Raw genomic sequence first — 18429 nt, 5'->3', positions numbered from 1 at the left:
ATCAACGAGGATCAATGCACAATCCGCGGGTTCGAGCAACGGTAGTTTGGACATGGGAGTTCTCCTGTTCATTTGAGGCCGCGATCTTGCTTCAAGCCGCGGTCTGAGTCAGTCGGGATTGAAGTAGGCAGTTGGCCCCGTTTCTGAAATGACTGGACGTCCTATGGAACGTCCAGCCCGCGAATGCAGAATTACCGCTCGATCACCTGTGCATGGACCGGAGCCAGCGACTCGTGCTTCGTGGCGGTGCGCTGCTCGGCCTTGTGGACCATGGTGTAGGCGTAGTCCACGCCCATGCCGTAGGCACCCGAGTGTTCCTTGGCCACCTTCATTACCGCGTCGTACGTGTCGCGGTTCTTCCAGTCGCGCTGCCATTCAAGCAGCACCTGCTGCCAGGTCACCGGCACCACGCCGGCCTGCACCATGCGCTGCATCGCGTAGTCGTGCGCTTCCTTGGTGGTGCCGCCCGAGGCGTCGGCCACCATGTAGATCTCGTAGTTGCCTTCCTTGCGCTCTAGAAACGCTCGGGCTTCATCGCGGCCGCTTGCGAATTCAGCACGGTTGCGCCATCGCGTATCCAGGCTGTACGCGAGGGACACTTTGGCAGCGTCGCGGGTGTTCCAGCCATCCTCGGCTAGGCGCACTTTCTCGATGGCGGATTCGCGAGTCCCGCCGCGCGAGGGCGCGATGGCTTGGCCTGACAACACGCCCGGTGCAGCTTGGCGCAATGCGGCCATCGACGCTATCGGAAAGAGCAGTAGGCGAGAATGGAAGCAAGCCTGCGGCTATCACCGGCGCTCGCTGTACCGGCTCAAGACTCTCACCGGCCCCTGCCTGTGGGCGCGTGAGATAGGCTCCCAGGCGACCGAGGTCTCGATCCGCGTAGGCGTGCTGAACCGCATGGCGGCTGTCGCTCGCCCGAAGTCCGTCCGCATCGCCTGAAATCATGATCATAGCGGTGCCTTTGCCTTCAAATTCGATTTATGCAACAAGGCCGCTCAAATCGCATCGATAACTCGCATTGTTGGCGCCTTCTGCCCTCCCTCATTGGAAGGCTTCCCTCCAATACGACTCCACGTGCCGAACCAGACTCTCAGGAAGAGCGACATAGTGTTCGGCCGCCGCGTCGGCCTGTCCCTCGGACAGCGCCCAACGGAAAAATGCGAGTGCGTCTTTGGTCTCGCCAGCGTTACCGCGAGTCTTGGAGATCAGCACGAACACGGCACCGGTAATCGGCCAGGCCTGGGAGCCAGAAGCATTCGTCAGCACCTGATAGAAGTCTGCCTTCGGATTCCACTCTGCCGCAGACACCGCGGCACTGAACGATTCGCGTGACGGCTGCACAAAGATGCCATCGCGATTCATGACGGCGGCATAGGCCAGCTTACGCTGCAATGCATAGGTCAGTTCAACGTAGCCAATGGCTCCGTTGACATTGCGAATATAGGTCGCGACACCATCATTGCCATTTGCTCCTACGCCAACGGGCCATTTCACTGTCGTGCCGGCCCCAACAGATGCACCCCAATGCGGACTGATCTTTGCAAGATAATCCGTCCAGTTGAAGGTGGTGCCAGAGCTGTCACTACGATGAACGACTACGATCTTCTGGTCGGGTAATTTGATTGCAGGATTTGCGGCGGCAATGGCCGGATCATTCCAGTTAACGATTTTTCCCTGATAAATGTCCGCCAATAGCGAACCGGTCATGCGCAGCTGACCCGCGCCAACGCCGTCCAGGTTCAGAACCGGCACCACCCCACCGATCACAATGGGAAACTGCGCTAACCCTGCCGTTCGCAAGTCCTCCGACTTGAGCGGCATGTCCGTGGCACCGAAGGTCACGCTCGCCGCACGGATCTGCCGGATGCCGTTGCCCGATCCGGTCGGCTGATAGTTGACCTGCTGACCGGTACGGGCGTAATACGTTGCCGCCCATTTGGACATTAGCGGGTAGACGAAGGTTGAACCCGCGCCCGTGATATCTCCGGCTCGTGCCATCGAAACCGCGCCAAGAGATAGCAACACGATTGCCAGTTGGCGAGCCAAAGCGTGGATATAGGAACGTATCCGGAAGTCGTGCGTCCGCTTCATGATTATTCTTCCGTGGTTTGCAGGTTGCGTTGTAACGCCTTGGCAATTCAGCGTAGCAGATCACCGCCGCAATCGCGCGGAAAAAGCGCCATGCTTGTTGCCGAGGAGTATCCGTTCCACAGCGGCCGGACTCGCCAGACGTGTCCCGATCGTGATCGTCATATTTCTGACATGGTGGCGCTTCAGATCAGATAACCAATGGAAGAGCCAAGAGAACTCAGGTCAAAGCCGACAGCAGAAAATCTTGCGCCGAGTCGCCTCCCTGCTGTGAGCGGCGCTCATATTTTCCGTCCGGCGCCATCTGCCAGACGTCACGCCGGTCGGTCAGGTAGGGCTTCAGGCCTTCGGCGATGACGCGTGCCTTCAGGATGGGGTCGAGGATCGGAAAGCAGATCTCGATCCGTCGGGAGAGGCTGCGCTCCATCCATTCGCCGCTGGACAGCATCACCCGCTCTTCCCCGCCATCGTGGAAGTAGAAGATGCGGGCGTGTTCGAGAAACCGGCCCATGACCGATTTCACCTCAATGTTTTCCGACAAGCCGGCGACGCCCGGCCGCAGCGCACAGGCGCCCCTGACGATCAGGTCGATGCGTACACGGTTACGTGAGGCCTCGTAGAGGGCCTGGATCAACTCCGGATCCAGCAAGGCATTCATCTTGGCAATGATCGCCCCCTTGCGGCCCGCCCGGGCCTGCTCGGCCTCGCGGCGAATTGCTGACAACAGCGCCTGCTTCATGGTGAATGGCGATTGCCAGAGATGGGTCATGCCCTCGGTCTGACCGAGGCCCGTCAGCTGGCTGAAGACCTGCGCGACATCCTGCGTCAGCGTTTCATGGCAGGTCAGCAGCCCGAAATCCGTATAGGTTCGGGTCGTCAGGCCGTGATAGTTCCCGGTGCCAAGGTGCACATAGCGCCTGAGCGCCCCGCCTTCGCGGCGCAAGACCATGACCATCTTGGCGTGCGCCTTGAAGCCTACGACGCCATAGACGACATGCGCGCCGACTTCCTCCAGCTGCGCCGCCCAGCCGATGTTGGCTTCCTCATCGAAGCGGGCCAGCAACTCCACCACGACGGTAACTTCCTTGCCATTGCGCGCCGCCTCGAGCAATGCCGTTAGCAGGGCCGAGTCGTGCCCTGCCCGATAGACCGTATGGCGAATGGCCACCACATCCGGGTCGTGTGCCGCTTGCCTGACAAAGTCAACGACGGGTGCGAAAGACTGGAACGGATGATGCAGCAGGATGTCGCCATCGCGCATGGCGCGGAACATGTCCGAATGCTCCCGCAGGGCCTTTGGCAGGCTAGGCCGGAACGGGGGGTACTTCAGCTCCGGTCGATTGACCTGGTCCGGGACCTGCAACAGGCGAACCAGGTTGACCGGGCCATTGACGGAGAACACCTCGCTTGCCGTCAGACCGAACTGTTCCTGCAGGAACGCAGTCATTCCCGACGTGCAGTTGTCGGCCACCTCCAGTCGAACCGCATCGCCAAAGTGGCGATGCGGCAGTTCGCCCTGCAGCGCCTCGCGCAGGTTCTTGACTTCTTCCTCGTCCACGAACAGCTCACTGTTTCGGGTCACGCGGAACTGGTAGCAGCCGCGCACTGTCATGCCGCCAAACAGCTCGCCGACGTGGGCGTGCAGAATCGACGAGAGAAAAACGAAGCCGTACTGGCATCCGGCGATGTCCTCCGGCAGAGCAATCACCCGCGGCAACGCGCGTGGCGCCTGTACGATCGCATGGCTGGCGTTGCGCCCGAACGCGTCTCTGCCCTCGAGCTCGACGGCGAAGTTCAGGCTCTTGTTAAGCAACCGCGGGAACGGATGCGCCGGGTCCAGTCCGATGGGCGTCAGCACCGGCATCAGTTCGGCGAAGAAGAATTCCCGGATCCAGGCTGACTGCGTGGGATTCCACGTGGGACGCCGCAAAAAGCATATTTGTTGCTCGGCCAACGCGGGCACCAGCACGTCATTGAACAGACGGTACTGTCGATCCACCAGTTCACGGACCCGCAAGTTGAGACTTGCGTAGAGCTCCTGCGGCGCCATCCCGTCCGGCCCGACGGCAGCAGACTGAATCAAGCAGCGCTCTCTCAGGCCAGCGACCCGGATCTCGTAGAACTGGTCCAGATTGCTGCTGACCGTACACAGCGCGCGCAGACGCTCCAGCAGTGGCACCGCTGGATCGGCGGCCTGTTGCAGAACGCGGTCGTAAAACTCGAGTTCGCTGAGCTCGCGGTTGATGAAGAGGTCATTGCCATTCTGCACGCCAACGCGTTCTGCCAGGATATCAAGGCTCGCCGCTCCCGGGGGGCTCGACGGGGTCGTCTGCATGCGCTCGGCTGCGTGTTTCATGATGGTCGGGCCCACGGAGGGACACCTGGGCAACGCTGTGGCTCGGTCAGCAAGAGCATCAGCGGAAATCTGCCTTCATTTTTGGATCTGTACCCTGGATTCTAGCTGCGGGCTGAACCTATCCGAGGCGTTTGCACGCTGCCTCTGTCTTCGTCTCTCAGCGCCGAGGTCGTCACTGGTCTGCAGCGCAGCCCACTTTCGTCATCAAACCTTGATACTCCTGTCCTAATCTGCATTGGGCAGGGCGTGGGCCATTTGCCACTGGCGAATGACAGATTTTTGACGAAATCCGCTTGCCCCCTGCCCTTCGACCTCCCCACTCGTCGAGACCGGATGCTTCGACCATGACACTTACCGTTAGCGGCAGACAGTCATTCGGCCGTGGCTCCAAACTTAGCTGGACGTGTTGTCGGATGTGTCGGAGTGATCCCGATGGACGGCTTCTTCGGGTATCGGTAACGGCGTCCGCTTTAGGACTTCGCGGGGCGCCCCGTCTTGACTGCCTCGACTTGCGCAACAACGCCGAGTAGCCTCTCCTGCGAGAGGGCTTCAAGAGCCCGTAGTCCTGCCCTCAGCAACTCGCTCTTCTTCACCGGGACGCCACCTGCGAGGCACTTCCGCTTGAGCTCGGCAAGCTTTTCATAGTCGTGCTCCGGCATCGTGAAACTGTCCCGAACGACCTTTGGCTTCTTGGTTGATTTGTCTGACTGCTGCGCCGCACCATTGCTCGGCGTCTTGGCTTTCGTTACGCTGGCAGACCCCTCGTCGGTCGGAGGCGCCAAGGCAGGCGACATCGTCTGGGTAGAAGTTTTCCGTCCTGCCTTGCCAGCGCGCAGCGTGCCTTCGGATCCCTTCTCGTTCCGTGCGTCCGATGGTAACGTCGTCACCAGCTTCCTCCGGGAATTACCTGGCATCAAGCCCTCTGTCCTATGCATTTACGTTCATACAGTATATATAGTATTGACGATGCGAGGTTCGTGGATCCGCCAGGAGTAGCTTGGCTTTTTGGTACCCACGAAAAGAAGAACGAGGCAGTGGATCTGGTCCACGTTCGCCTCGCAGCCCCGCTCTTTGTTTGCCCTGCCAGAACGCGCTGGCGTTGTGTTGCCCTGCGGCGCGATGCATGGCGACGAGAGGAGCCGAGCATGCGCAGATTTCACGCCCCGGCCGGTGGGCTTTCCGCCCTCACGGCCCCACTGACCTCCCCCTTCTTCCACGCGATTGAGCCGAGTGAATCGTGTGTGCGCCCGGTCAAGGGATCCCCGCCTCAGAATCAGGGTACCAACATGCAAAAGTCCAATCGGGGATTCTCCGACGCCGCCACTCGAACACGCCAAAACCTCTGGTAGCGGGCCTGCACGGGCGCAACCGGGTATTGAGCGGCCGACGCTCATGGCCGCGGCTTGCGCATCATCGGGCTCTTTCGATAGTACCGAACCGGTATTCCCACGGTCTCACTGGTGACCCCAGACGGGGCCGTGCAGCGTCCTGCGCCACAGCAACGGCCCGCGGCCATGAGGCGTTCATACCAGGTACTACTGCGCAGCCTCCTGCAATGAACGTTCGCCTGACGACTGACTCGCATTGGCGACAGCATCGCTGGCTGCTTCAAGGCTACTTTCAGCGGCTTGCGCCATTTGCTTCGCGGCCTTCCGCATGCTTTCGAACAGCAGGTCCGTTGTCTCGATGGCAGCCCGTAGGCCGGCGTCGGAAGTTCCGGCGTCCCATGCCACGACTGCGCTTGCAGCGCCTTTGATGAAGTCCGTCATGTTGTGCTTGCTGGCCTCGTATTGCGCTACGGCTACCTCGCCGAGCCTGGCCTGGGTATCGGTCGCGATCTGGCAAAGATGACGCTGATACGAAAGCATTTTGTCTGGCACCGGACGAAGCCAGTCCGATTCCACCGTAAGCAACTCCTGGGTGTCCTTGGCTGACAGCACTTTCTGCGCCTCCTCGTGTGTCTCCGCCAGCGCCGTCTTCACAGTCTGAAAATTCAGTACAAGCAATTTCTCGAATCCCTCAATGGTGGTGTTGGCCAGCCCCATGAAGGCGTCAACATGCGCGGTTTGCGCTTCCGTAATTTGCTTGGAGGACGATTGATCCATTTGCAACTCCTGACTTGTAGAAGAGCGCCCCACTCTGCCAGCGATGACACGTTTGAGAAGGCACGCAGTGAATCGACCCGTGAGAAAGCGGGGCGGGAGCGGAACTGCCCAATGCGGTCAGGATCGAGCCTGCGCTGGGCATCCCAACCCGTGACCGGGCTTGCACTTGACGTCTGACAATCCGGATACCGTCTACGGTCGGCAGACTCTTAGAAGAATATAGGTTGGGACTGTGACAGCGCGGCGACGGCAACGCGCCGGGATCATGCCCCGCCGCATCTCGTCATCGCCGAAAAATCCTCGATGCTCCAGGAAAGACGCCTCTGCGCTGGAGTCCTAAGTAAGCATCAACCGAAAAGGGCCCACCCCAAGTTATGCAAGACGGTGCCACTATTGCTCGCGAAGTTGACTAGAGTAGTTATCCGTTCCAGCGATAAGCGGCAGGCTCAACGAGCCATCCCAAAACAGCGCAGGTCATAACATCAGGAGGAACGCCGAGGGCATTTATGGACACTTTTTTTCGGCAACCGTTCATGAATGAGAAGGGAAAGGGGGAGCAATGAGAGCAGAGGACTGCGACCATATGGTCGCGAGAATCGCCGTCGACACGGGTTTTCCGCCAGAGATCGTCAGGGAGTCTTACCTCACCGCCATCGCAGAGTTGAGCGTGGACGCCCGCGTTCATGTCTATCTGCCATTGTTTGCTGCAAAGCGCACCATCGCCCGGCTTCGCAGATTGCAATCTGAGTCGGTAGTGCCCCTAGGCTTGGACCCGGATCGGGACGGGATCACGTCCCGCACGCATATAGCCGTCGCAGGCACGATCCCGCATTGCCCACCCTCTACTTCCTTGGCACCGCCTGCCACGGGCGGGTGGATAATTGACCTCGGCGGGGCGCAGTGGTACCAACGGCTCTAAGCGGACTGGTTTGGAGATTGCCGGCAACCGCCAACCCTTGACAACAACAGTAAGCGATGATGCCCATGTCGAAGACCGCAAGGAAGCGATACCTGAAAGCGCTCAACCGGAGCCTGAAGATGGAGGCGGCAGGCCAGTTCGATACGGTTTTTGTTTTCTATCCGCTCGGGTCGAAGCCCAAGAATGCCACGGGTGTCACAGCCGGCGGGCCGGCAAATGCCCAGGTCCTGGCGGTCATGGACGCGGTACAGGCCCGCGTGTTTGCGGAATTCGAGAGTTCCGCCAAGCTGGAATAGATGGAACGCGAACTGAAGCTCGAACTTCTGCACGACGAGGTTGACCGGCTGATCGCGCTGCCCCTGCTGTCGTCCCGGTGCGTGGAGCCGCCCCACGACGAGCAGCTCGTCAGTACGTATTTTGATACGGCTGACCTGTCCTTGCGTCAACACCGTGCATCCCTGCGGGTGCGCCAGGCGGGAAACCACTATGTGCAGACATTGAAAACCCACGGCAGGCGGCAGGGTGGCCTATACGAGCGCGAGGAGTTCGAAACTGCGATTGCCGGGCCCGTGCCCGACTTGAGTGCACTGCAGGAGACCCCCCCCAAGGACACGGCGTTGGGAGACCTGCTTCGTGAAAGCGACCTGGCGGAGCGCCTCGAGCCGGTCTTCGTCGCCGAGGTGCAGCGGACCGTTGCGCTGCTGCGCTTACCGCAAGGCGCAGAGGTGGAGGCGGCCCTGGATCGCGGGGTCATCCGGGCAGGGGAAGCCACGGCTCCCATCCGTGAGCTCGAGTTGGAGATCCAGGCCGGTGCACCGACAGAGCTCTTCGGGTTCGCACTGGAGCTGCTCGATGCGATTCCCATGCGCGTGAGCCGAGCGAGCAAGGGCGACCGCGGCTACGCGCTTGTCGTTTGCGAGCCTTCGGAAGCGGTTCGCGCCGCCCCCCTCACGCTTTCCGACGAGGCTTCGACCGAAGCCGTGTTCCAAAGCATTGTGCAAAACTGCCTGGCGCAGATTTCAGCCAACGAGCACGGCGTCGTGAACAGCGACAACCCGGAGACGGTGCATCAGATGCGGGTCGGACTACGCCGCCTGCGCTCCGCACTGGACATCTTCCAGTCACTGCTTGCCTGCCCGTCCGAGCTTCAGGAAGAAATCAAGTGGATTGCCGGCGAGCTGGGCCCTGCACGGGACTGGGAGGTACTTGCCCACTCAACATTACGCGAGGCCGTCGACGGGGCGCCGAGTGACGTGGGCGCGGACGAGATCCTGGCTGCGGCGAATGAGGTTGCCGCCGAAGCGCGACAACGCGCCGCGCAAGCAGTCGACTCCACGCGCTACACTCGGCTGATCCTTGCACTAAACCATTGGGCAAGCAGCGGCAACTGGCGTCATGCGCACGTCGATACGCAACGCAGTGAGCTGGCTGAGCCGGCCACGAAGTTTGCGCTGGACACCTTGCACCAGCGCCATCGCAAATTGTTGAAACGCGGCCGGCGCATGGCAAGGCTCGACGTACATCGGCGCCACCGCGCTCGCATTGCCGCCAAGAAGCTCCGCTACGCGACGGAATTTTTTGAATCCTTGTTCCCGGCGAAGAAGTTGCAGCGCTTCCGTCGCCAGCTGTCGCGTCTGCAGGATGACTTGGGTTGGCGCAACGACATTGCGGTTGCGGATGACCTGTTGCGCAGCCTCACCGTCAAGGACCCGCAGTTGGCATCTGGCACCGGCTATGCGCGCGGCTACCTTGCAGGCAGGGTGGACGCGGACAAGGAGCAACTGCGTAGCCTGTGGAAGCGCTTCAAGGGAGCGCGCCTCCCCTTCTAGCGGAAAAGCTACGGACTCATGCCGTGGCATCGCGCAAAGAGACGTCCCAGGTGATGTCTGCGCTACCATTGAAAATAGGCATCGAAACCGAAACGCCGCCATCCGATGCCCCTTCGAAGGGGGCAATTTTCCTGTCCGCGCACCACGTTAGTGCGCAAGAGAAATCTGTGTTTGGAAACAGTAGGCCTCTGATAAGCTGTCCATATTTGGTGTCCAGAATGGAATCAAAGATGGCGACGTATCAGCGTGGAGAGGTATCCATTACGACCTCGGTCCTGGAGCTACCGTCCGGACGGTACCAAGGATTGGTGACATTGGAATCTACCGCCGGCATCAGCAGCTTTCACTGCTCGAAGTACCGAAGCGATCCCCTCGAGGCGCGCTTTGACGCGGATGCCGATATTGAGCACGCCTACCGCCGGTACTTGGTGGCCGCAATGCCGCCGTTTGCCATTCCGACGCCATCGCAGTGAAGTTTCCAGCTTGACCACCACTGATAACAGTCCCAACTCTTCCTTTGAGAGTTTTCACCGCGCCGGTTATTACGACTTCCGCGCCTACACTGAGCCGCTGTCCAATGGGGGCTGCCAAGGCTTCGTGTTGGTACGCCATCACACGTTGACCGGCCTGCAGCAGACCATCTTCCGAGCTGGTGGCAAGGCGGCGCAGCAGTCTACCGCTTTCACCAGTGCCGAATTGACGGTTGCGAAACTTAAGGCAATGATTGCCGAAGGTAGGTCGCCGCTGGACGGCCAACGGTAGGTCGCGCGTTTGCCGCCGGCCTGGCGCCCCTTCCTCAGTGACCGCACCAGGACGCTAGCTCTGCATCAAGCCATGCAATACGCCGAAACGCAAGCCGGGCTCGGATGGCAGCATCTCATCGATGCCAAATACTTTGAACACCGCCAGCATCACGGCAAGGCCACCCGGCAGCGCTTCGAGGCGATGGCGCTTCAGGCCGGCAAGCTCCAGGCGACGGAGATGCCCCGCCTCCAGCAGGCGCAGCGCCAGCCGTAGCAGTCCATCATAGGTAATCGTGCTGCTCCCTCGTGTGTTCAGGCCATTACATTGCAACAACCGCGCAAGCAGGCGAGCCGTACCCGACGAGCCGATGGTCAGCTGCCAGGCATGATCCCGATACCGTGTGGCCACCTTCTCGATTTCCTCGCCTGCTATCCGCTCAGCCAGTTGCAAGCTGCGCCCGTCTAGCACGCCGTTGGGAAAGAATCGCTTGCCGAATGTGCCACTGCCGATCGGCACGCTGTCCACCGCCAGAAGCTGCTCGCCACGACCGATGGCCAACTCCGTCGAGCCGCCGCCGATATCGACCACCAGCCGTGTGGTGTTTGCGTCCGGCATGTTATGTGCGATGCCAGCATAGACCAGGCGTGCCTCCTCGTGGCCGGAGATCACATCGATTTGGAAACCAAGGCGTTGCTCGGCTTTGGCGAGGAACACAGTGGCATTGCTCGCCACCCGCACTGTATTGGTGGCCACCGCCCGTACTCGGGTGGGCTCGAATCCCCGCAACCGCTTGCCAAAGCGCTCCAGCGCGCGCCAGCCCCGCTCGAGGGAAGAGTCGTCCAACTCCGAGCCGCGCAGACCGTGGGAAAGACGAACCGGCTCGCGGAAAAATGCCACTTCCCTGATGACACGGCTACCACCGCGCGCGGGTTGGCCGATCATCATGCGAAACGCATTGGAGCCAAGGTCTACTGCGGCATAGTACGGGGTTGTCATACGGAACGCGGAGGCTGCCAAGCGAAGCGCTTGCGCTGGCCCCGATCTGTGAAGGTTCAGGATGATGCCCAGCGAATTACGACAAGTTGATGACAACACGCATGTCCCCCTTTAATCGCCCAGGTCCGCCGGCGGGAGAAACCAGTTGAAAGGCCCACAGAGGCCGTGAAGGCCGCAAAGCCGGCAAAGGCTGAAAAGACCAAGGCCGCAAAGCCCGGGGCGCGCCCGAATGCAAAGCCGGCGAAGAAGCTGATCCGCGGGCGCTTTCTGAACGTCGACGACCCGATCACCGATGCCGAAGGCCGGGGGCAGGGTCATGGCGAGCGCCTGCTGCAAGCGCTTTGCGAGCTTGGACGCACAGAAGGTAAGCAGGCACGGATCTCGGCCTCCGTTTCCGCATGTCTGAGCGTCAGGTTCTTGGTCATGGTGCCGATGCGTGCTGGTTTGTGCAGACTTCAATGTAGTTGAGCGATGACACAGTCAACAGGCACATGTCTATCGTTTTCAACTAGGCCATCGATATAGGACGGTATGACCTAAGAGTGGCTTGTCATGCGATCGACCAGGCGGCGAATGACGGGCGTGGCCGACACGACAACCGGCAGCATGGTCAGCCAGGAAACGCTCCAGGACCTTAGCCAGTGCTGAAAAAACAGGCCCTCTTCTGCAAATGGAATGCTTGCGATGGCAGCAGCGATGGAGCAGGTCAAGCCGGCCTGGATAACGCCATAGGCGAAATAGCTGTAGCGCGAAGGAATCTTGGGCATGTGAGTCGCCTCTATGCATTCTTTGAACCAGACATTGATGCACCCTGCCATTGCCGCGCCAGGCGCTACGCGGCTGCTTCAAACTTTCCTGCCAACCGCTGCACGGTTTCGTTGGTATCCCACAGCGCGTTTGCGATGAAGCGGAAGTTGACCAGTGCCGCGTGATACCCGTCCCCTTCGGGTAGCTTCGGCCCTGCTACGGCGTCGCGTACGACAGCAACTTCGAAACCTTGCTCCAACAGATCACGCAGATGGGATTCGACGCACAGATTGGCGGCCATGCCCGCAAGGATCACCTGGTCGACGCGCTGCTTGCGCAACTGCAGGACAAGATCGTTGGCCTGCGGGCCGTACAGCTTGTGCGTGGAGCAGATGATGGTCTTGCCATCCTCAATATACGGCTTGAGTTCCGGCATGAAGTCCGCGCCCGAGTCACGGAATCCGTCCAGGTTCAGCGCGCCCGGACGGTCGAACATGCCGATGGCATGCTGGAACATCTCGGCGGGGCCCTGCACTTTCCATGTGTGATCATGGGGAAAGTAATAGTGGGGAGAGATGGCGACCGTGATGCCCGCCTGTTTTGCTGCCTCGAACAGACGGACCAGGTTGGCCACGAGGTTCTGCTCCGTCACGCTTTCTCCGACCACGCCCCAGCTGCGGCCTTCGGGGCTCATGAAGTCGATCTGCGGGTCGATCACAACGAGCGCGGTGCGTGGCAGGTCCAGCGTAATGCCGGACTTCGGCAGAGCCGGATCAACGGGATCTGCATAGCGGCCATGGTGGTTGCACATGGGAAGTACCTCTTATGGTGAGCCCACTCTGCCGGCGCCTTCGTGGGGTCCGGCAGATGCGGCGTCGTTTCAACTACGGATGAATGCCAACAAGTCGGCGCTGAACCGGTCCTTGTGGGTGTCGGTGAGCCCATGCGGCGCACCGGGGTAGACAATCAGCTTCGCATTCCTGACGATCTTTGCCGATGCGCGTCCAGCGGCGTCGATCGGCACGATCTGATCGTCGTCGCCGTGGATGATCAGGGTCGGCACATCGATCTTCCTGAGATCCTCGGTGAAATCGGTCTCGGAAAATGCCTTGATCGAGTCGTACGTACTCTTGTGTCCACCCTGCATGCCCTGCGCCCACCATGCGTCGATCAACCCCTGCGACGGCTTTGCGCCTGGACGGTTGAAGCCATAGAACGGCCCCGCCGGGACGTCCTTGTAGAACTGCGACCGATTGACAAGTTGTGCGGCGCGCAGACCGTCGAACACTTCAATTGGCAGTCCGCGCGGATTGGCGGCGGTCTTCACCATCAAAGGCGGCACCGCTGAAACCAGCACCACCTTTGAAACGCGCCGCGTCCCATGCCGGCCGATATACCGGGCCACCTCGCCTCCACCTGTGGAGAAGCCCACCAGGATGGCATCCCGCAGGTCAAGGGTTTCGAACACAGTGGCCAGGTCGTCGGCATAAGTGTTCATCTCATTGCCATTCCATGGCTGGCTTGAACGGCCGTGGCCCCGACGGTCATGTGCAACGGCGCGATACCCTTCCGACGCAACGAGCATCATCTGGGATTCCCAACTGTCCGAGCTCAGCGGCCAGCCATGACTGAATACAACGGGGCGACCGGCGCCCCAGTCCTTGAAATAGAGCTGGGTGCCGTCCTTTGCCGTGATGTAGCCGCCTGACGCCTTGCCGCTTGCCTTTGCGGTGTTCGCCTTTTCTGCCGACGGTGCTGCCGCCGCAGGTCCGGGCAAGCCGGAAGCCACTAGCGCGCTGGCTGCGGCCGCGCTACCCAACAGCAGGTTTCGTCGCGATAGGCCTTGATCGAGGCTGCGATCTGAATACATGGTGAGACTCCTTTATTGGCACATGCGCGCGTTGCCCTGAATAGGTCCGAGCATCAGGTTCTTGCTCATGGTGCGGATGCGTGCTGGTTTGTGCAGGCTTCAATATAGTTGGGCGATAACACAGTCAACAGGCACATGTTTATTGTTTTCGACTGGGCCATCGACATGGGGCGGCAGGACCGATGGTTGGTAGCGCGTCGACCAGAGTGATCCATGGTGCGAGTGCGCATTGCCTGATATGAGCAGTCGTCCTTTTTGAAGCCGCAAAAAAAATCAGTACAACAACCGCTTGGGGGTGACTTGCTGAAATCGTCGGCAGGCGTCGCCATTGCGCTCGACCTTGCTGCGCAGGACCGCCCCTTACCAGGCTTCGATCATGATGGACGCGAGCTGCGCGGAATCAACGGTCAAGCGTCCCATGACGATCGCCTATGCTTTCAGCGCGCGCATCAGTTCGGCAACCAGGCGATCGGCTTCAGTCTGACTGCGCAGATTGGTAAAGCCCATCATCAAGCCACGCCGCCCTGGCGCACCATGCCGCCAGGCGGTCAGCGAATGGACGGCGAATCCTGCCTCGCGCGCACGACGGGCCATCGCCAGATCGTCAAGATCGTCCCTGACGTCGACCAGAAGGTGCATGCCGCCATCCTGCAGGCAAACAGTGAAGCCGTCCGTCTTGTATGGAGCCAGCGCCTCGGCCAGCATTGCGCGTCGTCGCGCGTAAAGCGTGCGCATGCGTTTGATGTGCCGGGCGAAGTGCCCCTGCGCAATAAACTCCGCCGCCACGGCTTGCAAGAGTTCGGGGCAGCCGCCATGCACCGTGCGCCTGCAGGCCAGATCCATGGTCGGCACCAAACTTTGTGGCACGACCACGTAAGCGAGCCGTAGCCCCGGGTACAGCACCTTGCTAAGCGTGCCGCAATAGATCACCCGGTCGCATGTGTCCAGGCTCTTCAAGGCCGGCAACGGGTGGCCGCGGTAGCGAAACTCGCCGTCGTAGTCGTCCTCGATGATCCATGCGCCCCGCTCACCGGCCCAGTCGAGCAGTTCGACGCGACGTTGCAGTGTCAGTGCCACGCCAGTCGGGCTCTGGTGCGATGGCGTCACTACGGCCAGGCGCGCCTCTGGATAATGCTGACGCCCAAATTCGACGTCGAGGCCATGATCATCCACTGGCACATTCCGGACCTGCAGGTTCAGGCGCCTGAGTGACTGGGCTGTCAGTGGGTAGCTGGGATCCTCAACCCAGGCGCTTTCGCCCGTCAGCCTGAGCGCATCCACAATCAGCGCAAGGCTGGCCGTATATGCCGGCACGACGTACACTTGGTGCGGCTGGGCGTCGATGCCCCTTGAGCGCTGCAGGTAAGCGGCCAACGCGTCTCGCAGCGGGCCAAATCCGGCTGACGCCGGCCTGGTCAGCGAGCTGGCGCTGCGCCGTATTTGCCGCGCCATCAACCTCGTCCATAGTTTTCGCGGGAACTCATCCAGCGCGGGAAGCCCCAGTTGCAACGGCCCGGGGATTCCACCCTCCGTTTCGATCGAAAACTCGGTAAGTTCCTGGCCCGGTGGCGTGCGGCTGGATCCAGCCGTTGCGGTCACGCGGTGGAGGCGCGATGGCGCAATTTGCTCGGAAACGAACGTCCCCGCAGGGCCTCTGGCGATCAGGTAACCTTCGCCCAAGAGCCGCTCATAGGCGACCTGAACGGTCCCGCGCGCCACTCCGAGCTCGCCCGCAAACGCACGCAAGGAGGGCACCCGCTGCCCGGGTTTCAGTTGCCCTTGCTGGATCGAGGCACGAATCCGTGCGTAGATCTGCTCATGCAGCGGCGCAGCATTTGATGGATCCCGAGCCGGTGACTTCGTCATAGCCTGGCAGACGTATCCGGGCAGTGCCGCAACGCCGATGCATGGGAATGCGAATCATTGCCGGGGGCGGCAACGGATCGGATGCGTGTGTGATCTAGACCTCCGATCATACCCCAAGGGCGCGCATCCGCCGGGATCCGGCCCGTGACAGCCTGAGAAAGCAAATGGGCGGAGATTCAGAGTCTCCGCCCATTCCTCTCTTGCCACAGGCACCGGCATTGACCGGCGCCATCGGGCTGGAGAACTACACCAGCACCGCCTCCCCGCAGCCGGCAATGACATGCATATAGCGACAGGGCGGCATGGATTCGACCGTGGACTGGACCGCTTCCCTGCACAAGGACGGACGCTTGACCAGCGCATCAACATATCGCTCGACGTTGGGCAGGTTTTCCCACATCGACGCAAGCCCCAGATAGGCCATCCGGACCAGGTTGACACCCCACAGCACATCGCCAAGCGAGAAAGATTCCCCCCTGAGGTACGGTGACGACGGACCAAGCGCATGGTCGAGTTCCGTCAAGAGGCCCGCGACGTGCTGACGTGCGGCGCGCTGAAATGCCGCATCGTGGCAGACCGACTTGCCGCCCCGCTCCTTCGCGATCTTCGCGCGATAGGCTGCAACGAGCTCCGCATCGTCGGCATTGGCGTCAATCATGGCTTCGAGCGCCTTGATCTTGTAGTCGTAGACCGTGTCCATGACCGTCTTGAGTGCTTCAGGGCGCAGGTCGGCATCGGGATGAAAGCCGTAGAGCAAGGTGCCGTTCGGGATCCGATCGACGATGCTCACCTGGTGCATCACCCGGGCACGCGCACCGGCATCATCCGGCACGAGATGAATGGGATCGCGCGACACCGCATCGAGATAGCAGCAGATCCGTCTGGAATCGGCAATGACACGGCCAGCCTTGTAGTCCACAAGCAACGGGACCGCGCAGGGATCAAAGCCTTCGGTCTCCACCGAAGTGCGCCCGCTATAGCCGCTGACAAGTTCCCGCCCCACTTCCCGGCCTGCAAGCAACCGCAGTCGGACGTAGGGCGGATGGTAGTGCTCGGCTGGAACAACGCCATCCGGACCCATCGAACCGAGGATCATCATATTGTTCGAACGGTACGGCAACTGCTTCTCGAACAGTACCGTGCGCACTTTCTGCGAGCAGAGCGAACTGGCCGCGTGGAACAGTTCGAAGCGCGGGTTGGCGTCACTACCCACGAAAGAGATTCGCGCGGGGTCCGCGATGGCGGCACGGGCACCGGCCGCCATATTCATCAATTTTTCATGGCTCATTGCTGGCTTCCTTGCACTCAGGTTTGGCGCTTTCGTTCATCGATGTCTCCTGGTTGTGGGGTTGACGTCTATCAGCTCTTGTGGGCGGTGCCCGTTCGCAGCATCAGTTCCATCTGCTGTGCAATCTGCAGCAGCGCTCCGTCGTCGCCGGGCTTCGCGACGATCTGCAAAGCAGCGGGAAGGCTGCGTTCGCCGGTCGCCAGGGGAATCGAAATGGCAGGAAATCCCGCGACATTGAACGGTGCCGTATAGGTCATCAGCGCCTCGCGGACCGTGCCGGTCCAGGCACCAATGCTGACGGTGCCGGCATCGAGATGCGGTGCGGTGCACGGGCATGTCGGCAGCACGAGATAGTCAACCGTCGACATCACCTCGTGCAGCCTTGCCGTGAAATCTCGCCTGGCCTGCTGGGCCACCGCATAGGCACGCAGGTCCATGGTTTCGGCGCGTTTCAGCCGGTCGACGGTTTCCGGGTTGTAGTGCGTCGAGATACGGTCCCAGTCGTTTCGGCGGAAATGCTCGATGCCGCCTTCGATCAGGACGATGCTCGCGAAGGCACCGAATACCGCATCGAACAGACCGGACGTGCTGATGTTCACGCAGGCAAAGTCTTGCGCCAGCTGCTTCATCGCGCCATCAAATGCCCCCGCAATTTCCGGGCTGAGCGGAACCGGTGCGATGTCACGAATGACGCCCAGCCGTGCGGACAGCCACGCATCGCTCTCGGGAACCTTGATATCAATGGCATCGGCGAGCAACAGCACGTCGTCGACCTGCTCGCCGAGCAGGCCAACGTGGTCGCAAGTGGGCGCCAGGGGGAACACGCCGCGCGTGGATAACGTGCCGAGCGTGGGCTTGTATCCGACGACGCCGCACAGCGCGGCGGGAATCCGGACCGAGCCGCCGGTATCCGTGCCCACGCCCGCCATGATGGCACCGTGCGCAATCGCCGCCGCGGCGCCACCACTGGAACCCCCGGGTATGCGTGCATGGTCCAGCGGATTCAGGGTATCACCAAACTTGGCGCTGGCGGTTGTCACGCCCCACGCGAATTCGTGGGTCGTGGTCTTTCCGATGATGATCGCGCCGCGCTCCACCAGAGTTTTCACGATGTCCGCATCGGCGTCCGGCACATGACCGAGATAGGCTGCGGAACCGTAGCGGGTCTCCATGCCCTTGGTGTCGATCAGATCCTTGACCGCAATGGGCAGTCCTTCCAGCGGCCGCGGCCGGCATTCGCCATAGCGGCGATCGCTTTCCGCGGCCGCCTTCAGGGCACGGTCCCAATCGATCGCCGAGAATGCATTGAGCAGCCGCTTGCTGGCTTCCGCGCGTTCGAGTGCCTGCTCCGTCAATGCCGTCGCGGTGATCTGCCGCGTGGCAAGGGCATCCAGCGCGTTGCGCAAGCCCATGGTATGCGGGGCCGTCGTTCGGGATGGGCGTCGGATGCCGTGCTGGTCGAACGACGCGACAGCCGTCGGAAGTATGTCGTGGCCAGAGAAGATCGCGTCTTGTGGCTGGCAGTTCAACTGGTTCATGTATTCCACTCCGGGGTGACGTTGCGGTTGGCTTATCCCTGGTTGGAAACGATAGTTGATCGGCTCGGCGTTGGAAGCTG

At 61.1% G+C, this 18429-nt stretch carries 18 protein-coding genes and 1 pseudogene; 7 read left to right on the top strand and 12 right to left on the bottom strand.

Going from position 1 to position 18429, the window contains the following annotated elements; translation table 11 throughout:
* Positions 1-191: 191 nt before the first annotated feature.
* On the bottom strand, positions 192-737 hold the full coding sequence (locus AC1Q7H_RS10735; RefSeq protein WP_492381296.1) for a DUF1348 family protein: 546 nt from the start codon (positions 735-737) through the stop codon (positions 192-194).
* Between AC1Q7H_RS10735 and AC1Q7H_RS10730 the strand changes: the two are divergent.
* A pseudogene (locus AC1Q7H_RS10730) lies at positions 667-942 on the top strand (IS5/IS1182 family transposase); the annotation flags it as partial. The gene AC1Q7H_RS10735 and the pseudogene AC1Q7H_RS10730 overlap by 71 nt on opposite strands.
* A 102-nt stretch (positions 943-1044) precedes the next feature.
* Here the strand turns inward: AC1Q7H_RS10730 and pstS are convergent.
* From pstS to phaP, 4 genes are all read right to left on the bottom strand, one after another.
* On the bottom strand, positions 1045-2094 hold the full coding sequence (gene pstS, locus AC1Q7H_RS10725; protein ID WP_211984099.1) for a phosphate ABC transporter substrate-binding protein PstS: 1050 nt from the start codon (positions 2092-2094) through the stop codon (positions 1045-1047).
* Between the two features lie 217 nt (positions 2095-2311).
* A complete protein-coding gene (gene ppk1 / locus AC1Q7H_RS10720; protein ID WP_211984405.1) occupies positions 2312-4426 on the bottom strand; it encodes a polyphosphate kinase 1 in 2115 nt (704 codons plus the stop codon).
* Between the two features lie 491 nt (positions 4427-4917).
* A complete protein-coding gene (locus AC1Q7H_RS10715; protein ID WP_249221520.1) occupies positions 4918-5334 on the bottom strand; it encodes a hypothetical protein in 417 nt (138 codons plus the stop codon).
* A 648-nt stretch (positions 5335-5982) separates the two neighbouring features.
* Positions 5983-6552 carry a TIGR01841 family phasin gene (phaP, locus tag AC1Q7H_RS10710; RefSeq protein ID WP_211984101.1) on the bottom strand — a complete coding sequence of 190 codons (570 nt, stop codon included), beginning with the start codon at positions 6550-6552 and terminating at the stop codon, positions 5983-5985.
* 559 nt (positions 6553-7111) lie between these two features.
* Here phaP and AC1Q7H_RS10705 point away from each other — a divergent pair.
* From AC1Q7H_RS10705 to AC1Q7H_RS10685, 5 genes are all read left to right on the top strand, one after another.
* The gene (locus tag AC1Q7H_RS10705) at positions 7112-7471 is read left to right on the top strand and encodes a DUF3562 domain-containing protein (RefSeq protein ID WP_492381295.1); all 360 of its coding nucleotides are present in this window, start codon (positions 7112-7114) and stop codon (positions 7469-7471) included.
* Between the two features lie 65 nt (positions 7472-7536).
* Complete coding sequence (locus tag AC1Q7H_RS10700; protein ID WP_211984105.1) at positions 7537-7767, top strand: hypothetical protein; 231 nt, start codon at positions 7537-7539, stop codon at positions 7765-7767.
* Complete coding sequence (locus AC1Q7H_RS10695) at positions 7768-9300, top strand: CYTH and CHAD domain-containing protein (RefSeq protein WP_211984107.1); 1533 nt, start codon at positions 7768-7770, stop codon at positions 9298-9300.
* A gap of 314 nt (positions 9301-9614) precedes the next feature.
* Positions 9615-9773 (top strand): hypothetical protein, encoded by a 159-nt coding sequence (locus AC1Q7H_RS10690; RefSeq protein WP_492381294.1) that lies wholly within the window; start codon positions 9615-9617, stop codon positions 9771-9773.
* Between the two features lie 10 nt (positions 9774-9783).
* On the top strand, positions 9784-10062 hold the full coding sequence (locus AC1Q7H_RS10685) for a hypothetical protein (RefSeq protein WP_492381293.1): 279 nt from the start codon (positions 9784-9786) through the stop codon (positions 10060-10062).
* Positions 10063-10116: 54 nt separating this feature from the next.
* On the opposite strand, the gene AC1Q7H_RS10680 is transcribed toward AC1Q7H_RS10685, so the two are convergent.
* Positions 10117-10989, bottom strand: coding sequence for a Ppx/GppA phosphatase family protein (locus AC1Q7H_RS10680; RefSeq protein ID WP_492381292.1), 873 nt, complete (start codon positions 10987-10989; stop codon positions 10117-10119).
* Between the two features lie 216 nt (positions 10990-11205).
* On the opposite strand from AC1Q7H_RS10680, the gene AC1Q7H_RS10675 reads away from it, so the two are divergent.
* Entirely contained in the window at positions 11206-11508 is a 303-nt protein-coding gene (locus AC1Q7H_RS10675) for a GNAT family N-acetyltransferase (protein WP_211984631.1), read from the top strand.
* A gap of 68 nt (positions 11509-11576) precedes the next feature.
* On the opposite strand, the gene AC1Q7H_RS10670 is transcribed toward AC1Q7H_RS10675, so the two are convergent.
* The 6 genes from AC1Q7H_RS10670 to AC1Q7H_RS10645 form a co-directional block, all read right to left on the bottom strand.
* Complete coding sequence (locus AC1Q7H_RS10670) at positions 11577-11807, bottom strand: DUF2798 domain-containing protein (protein ID WP_211984116.1); 231 nt, start codon at positions 11805-11807, stop codon at positions 11577-11579.
* A gap of 65 nt (positions 11808-11872) precedes the next feature.
* Positions 11873-12598 (bottom strand): cysteine hydrolase family protein, encoded by a 726-nt coding sequence (locus tag AC1Q7H_RS10665; protein WP_211984118.1) that lies wholly within the window; start codon positions 12596-12598, stop codon positions 11873-11875.
* Between the two features lie 69 nt (positions 12599-12667).
* Positions 12668-13657 carry an alpha/beta fold hydrolase gene (locus tag AC1Q7H_RS10660; RefSeq protein WP_492381291.1) on the bottom strand — a complete coding sequence of 330 codons (990 nt, stop codon included), beginning with the start codon at positions 13655-13657 and terminating at the stop codon, positions 12668-12670.
* Positions 13658-14086: 429 nt separating this feature from the next.
* Positions 14087-15523 (bottom strand): MocR-like pyridoxine biosynthesis transcription factor PdxR, encoded by a 1437-nt coding sequence (gene pdxR / locus AC1Q7H_RS10655; protein WP_492381290.1) that lies wholly within the window; start codon positions 15521-15523, stop codon positions 14087-14089.
* 244 nt (positions 15524-15767) lie between these two features.
* Complete coding sequence (locus AC1Q7H_RS10650; RefSeq protein WP_492381289.1) at positions 15768-16811, bottom strand: glutathione S-transferase family protein; 1044 nt, start codon at positions 16809-16811, stop codon at positions 15768-15770.
* Between the two features lie 71 nt (positions 16812-16882).
* A complete protein-coding gene (locus AC1Q7H_RS10645) occupies positions 16883-18349 on the bottom strand; it encodes an amidase (RefSeq protein ID WP_371827472.1) in 1467 nt (488 codons plus the stop codon).
* Between the last annotated feature and the right edge of the window lie 80 nt (positions 18350-18429).

This window comes from Cupriavidus sp. GW823-FHT06D04, assembly GCF_058795055.1.
This window is presented reverse-complemented; position numbering and strand designations above follow the sequence as displayed.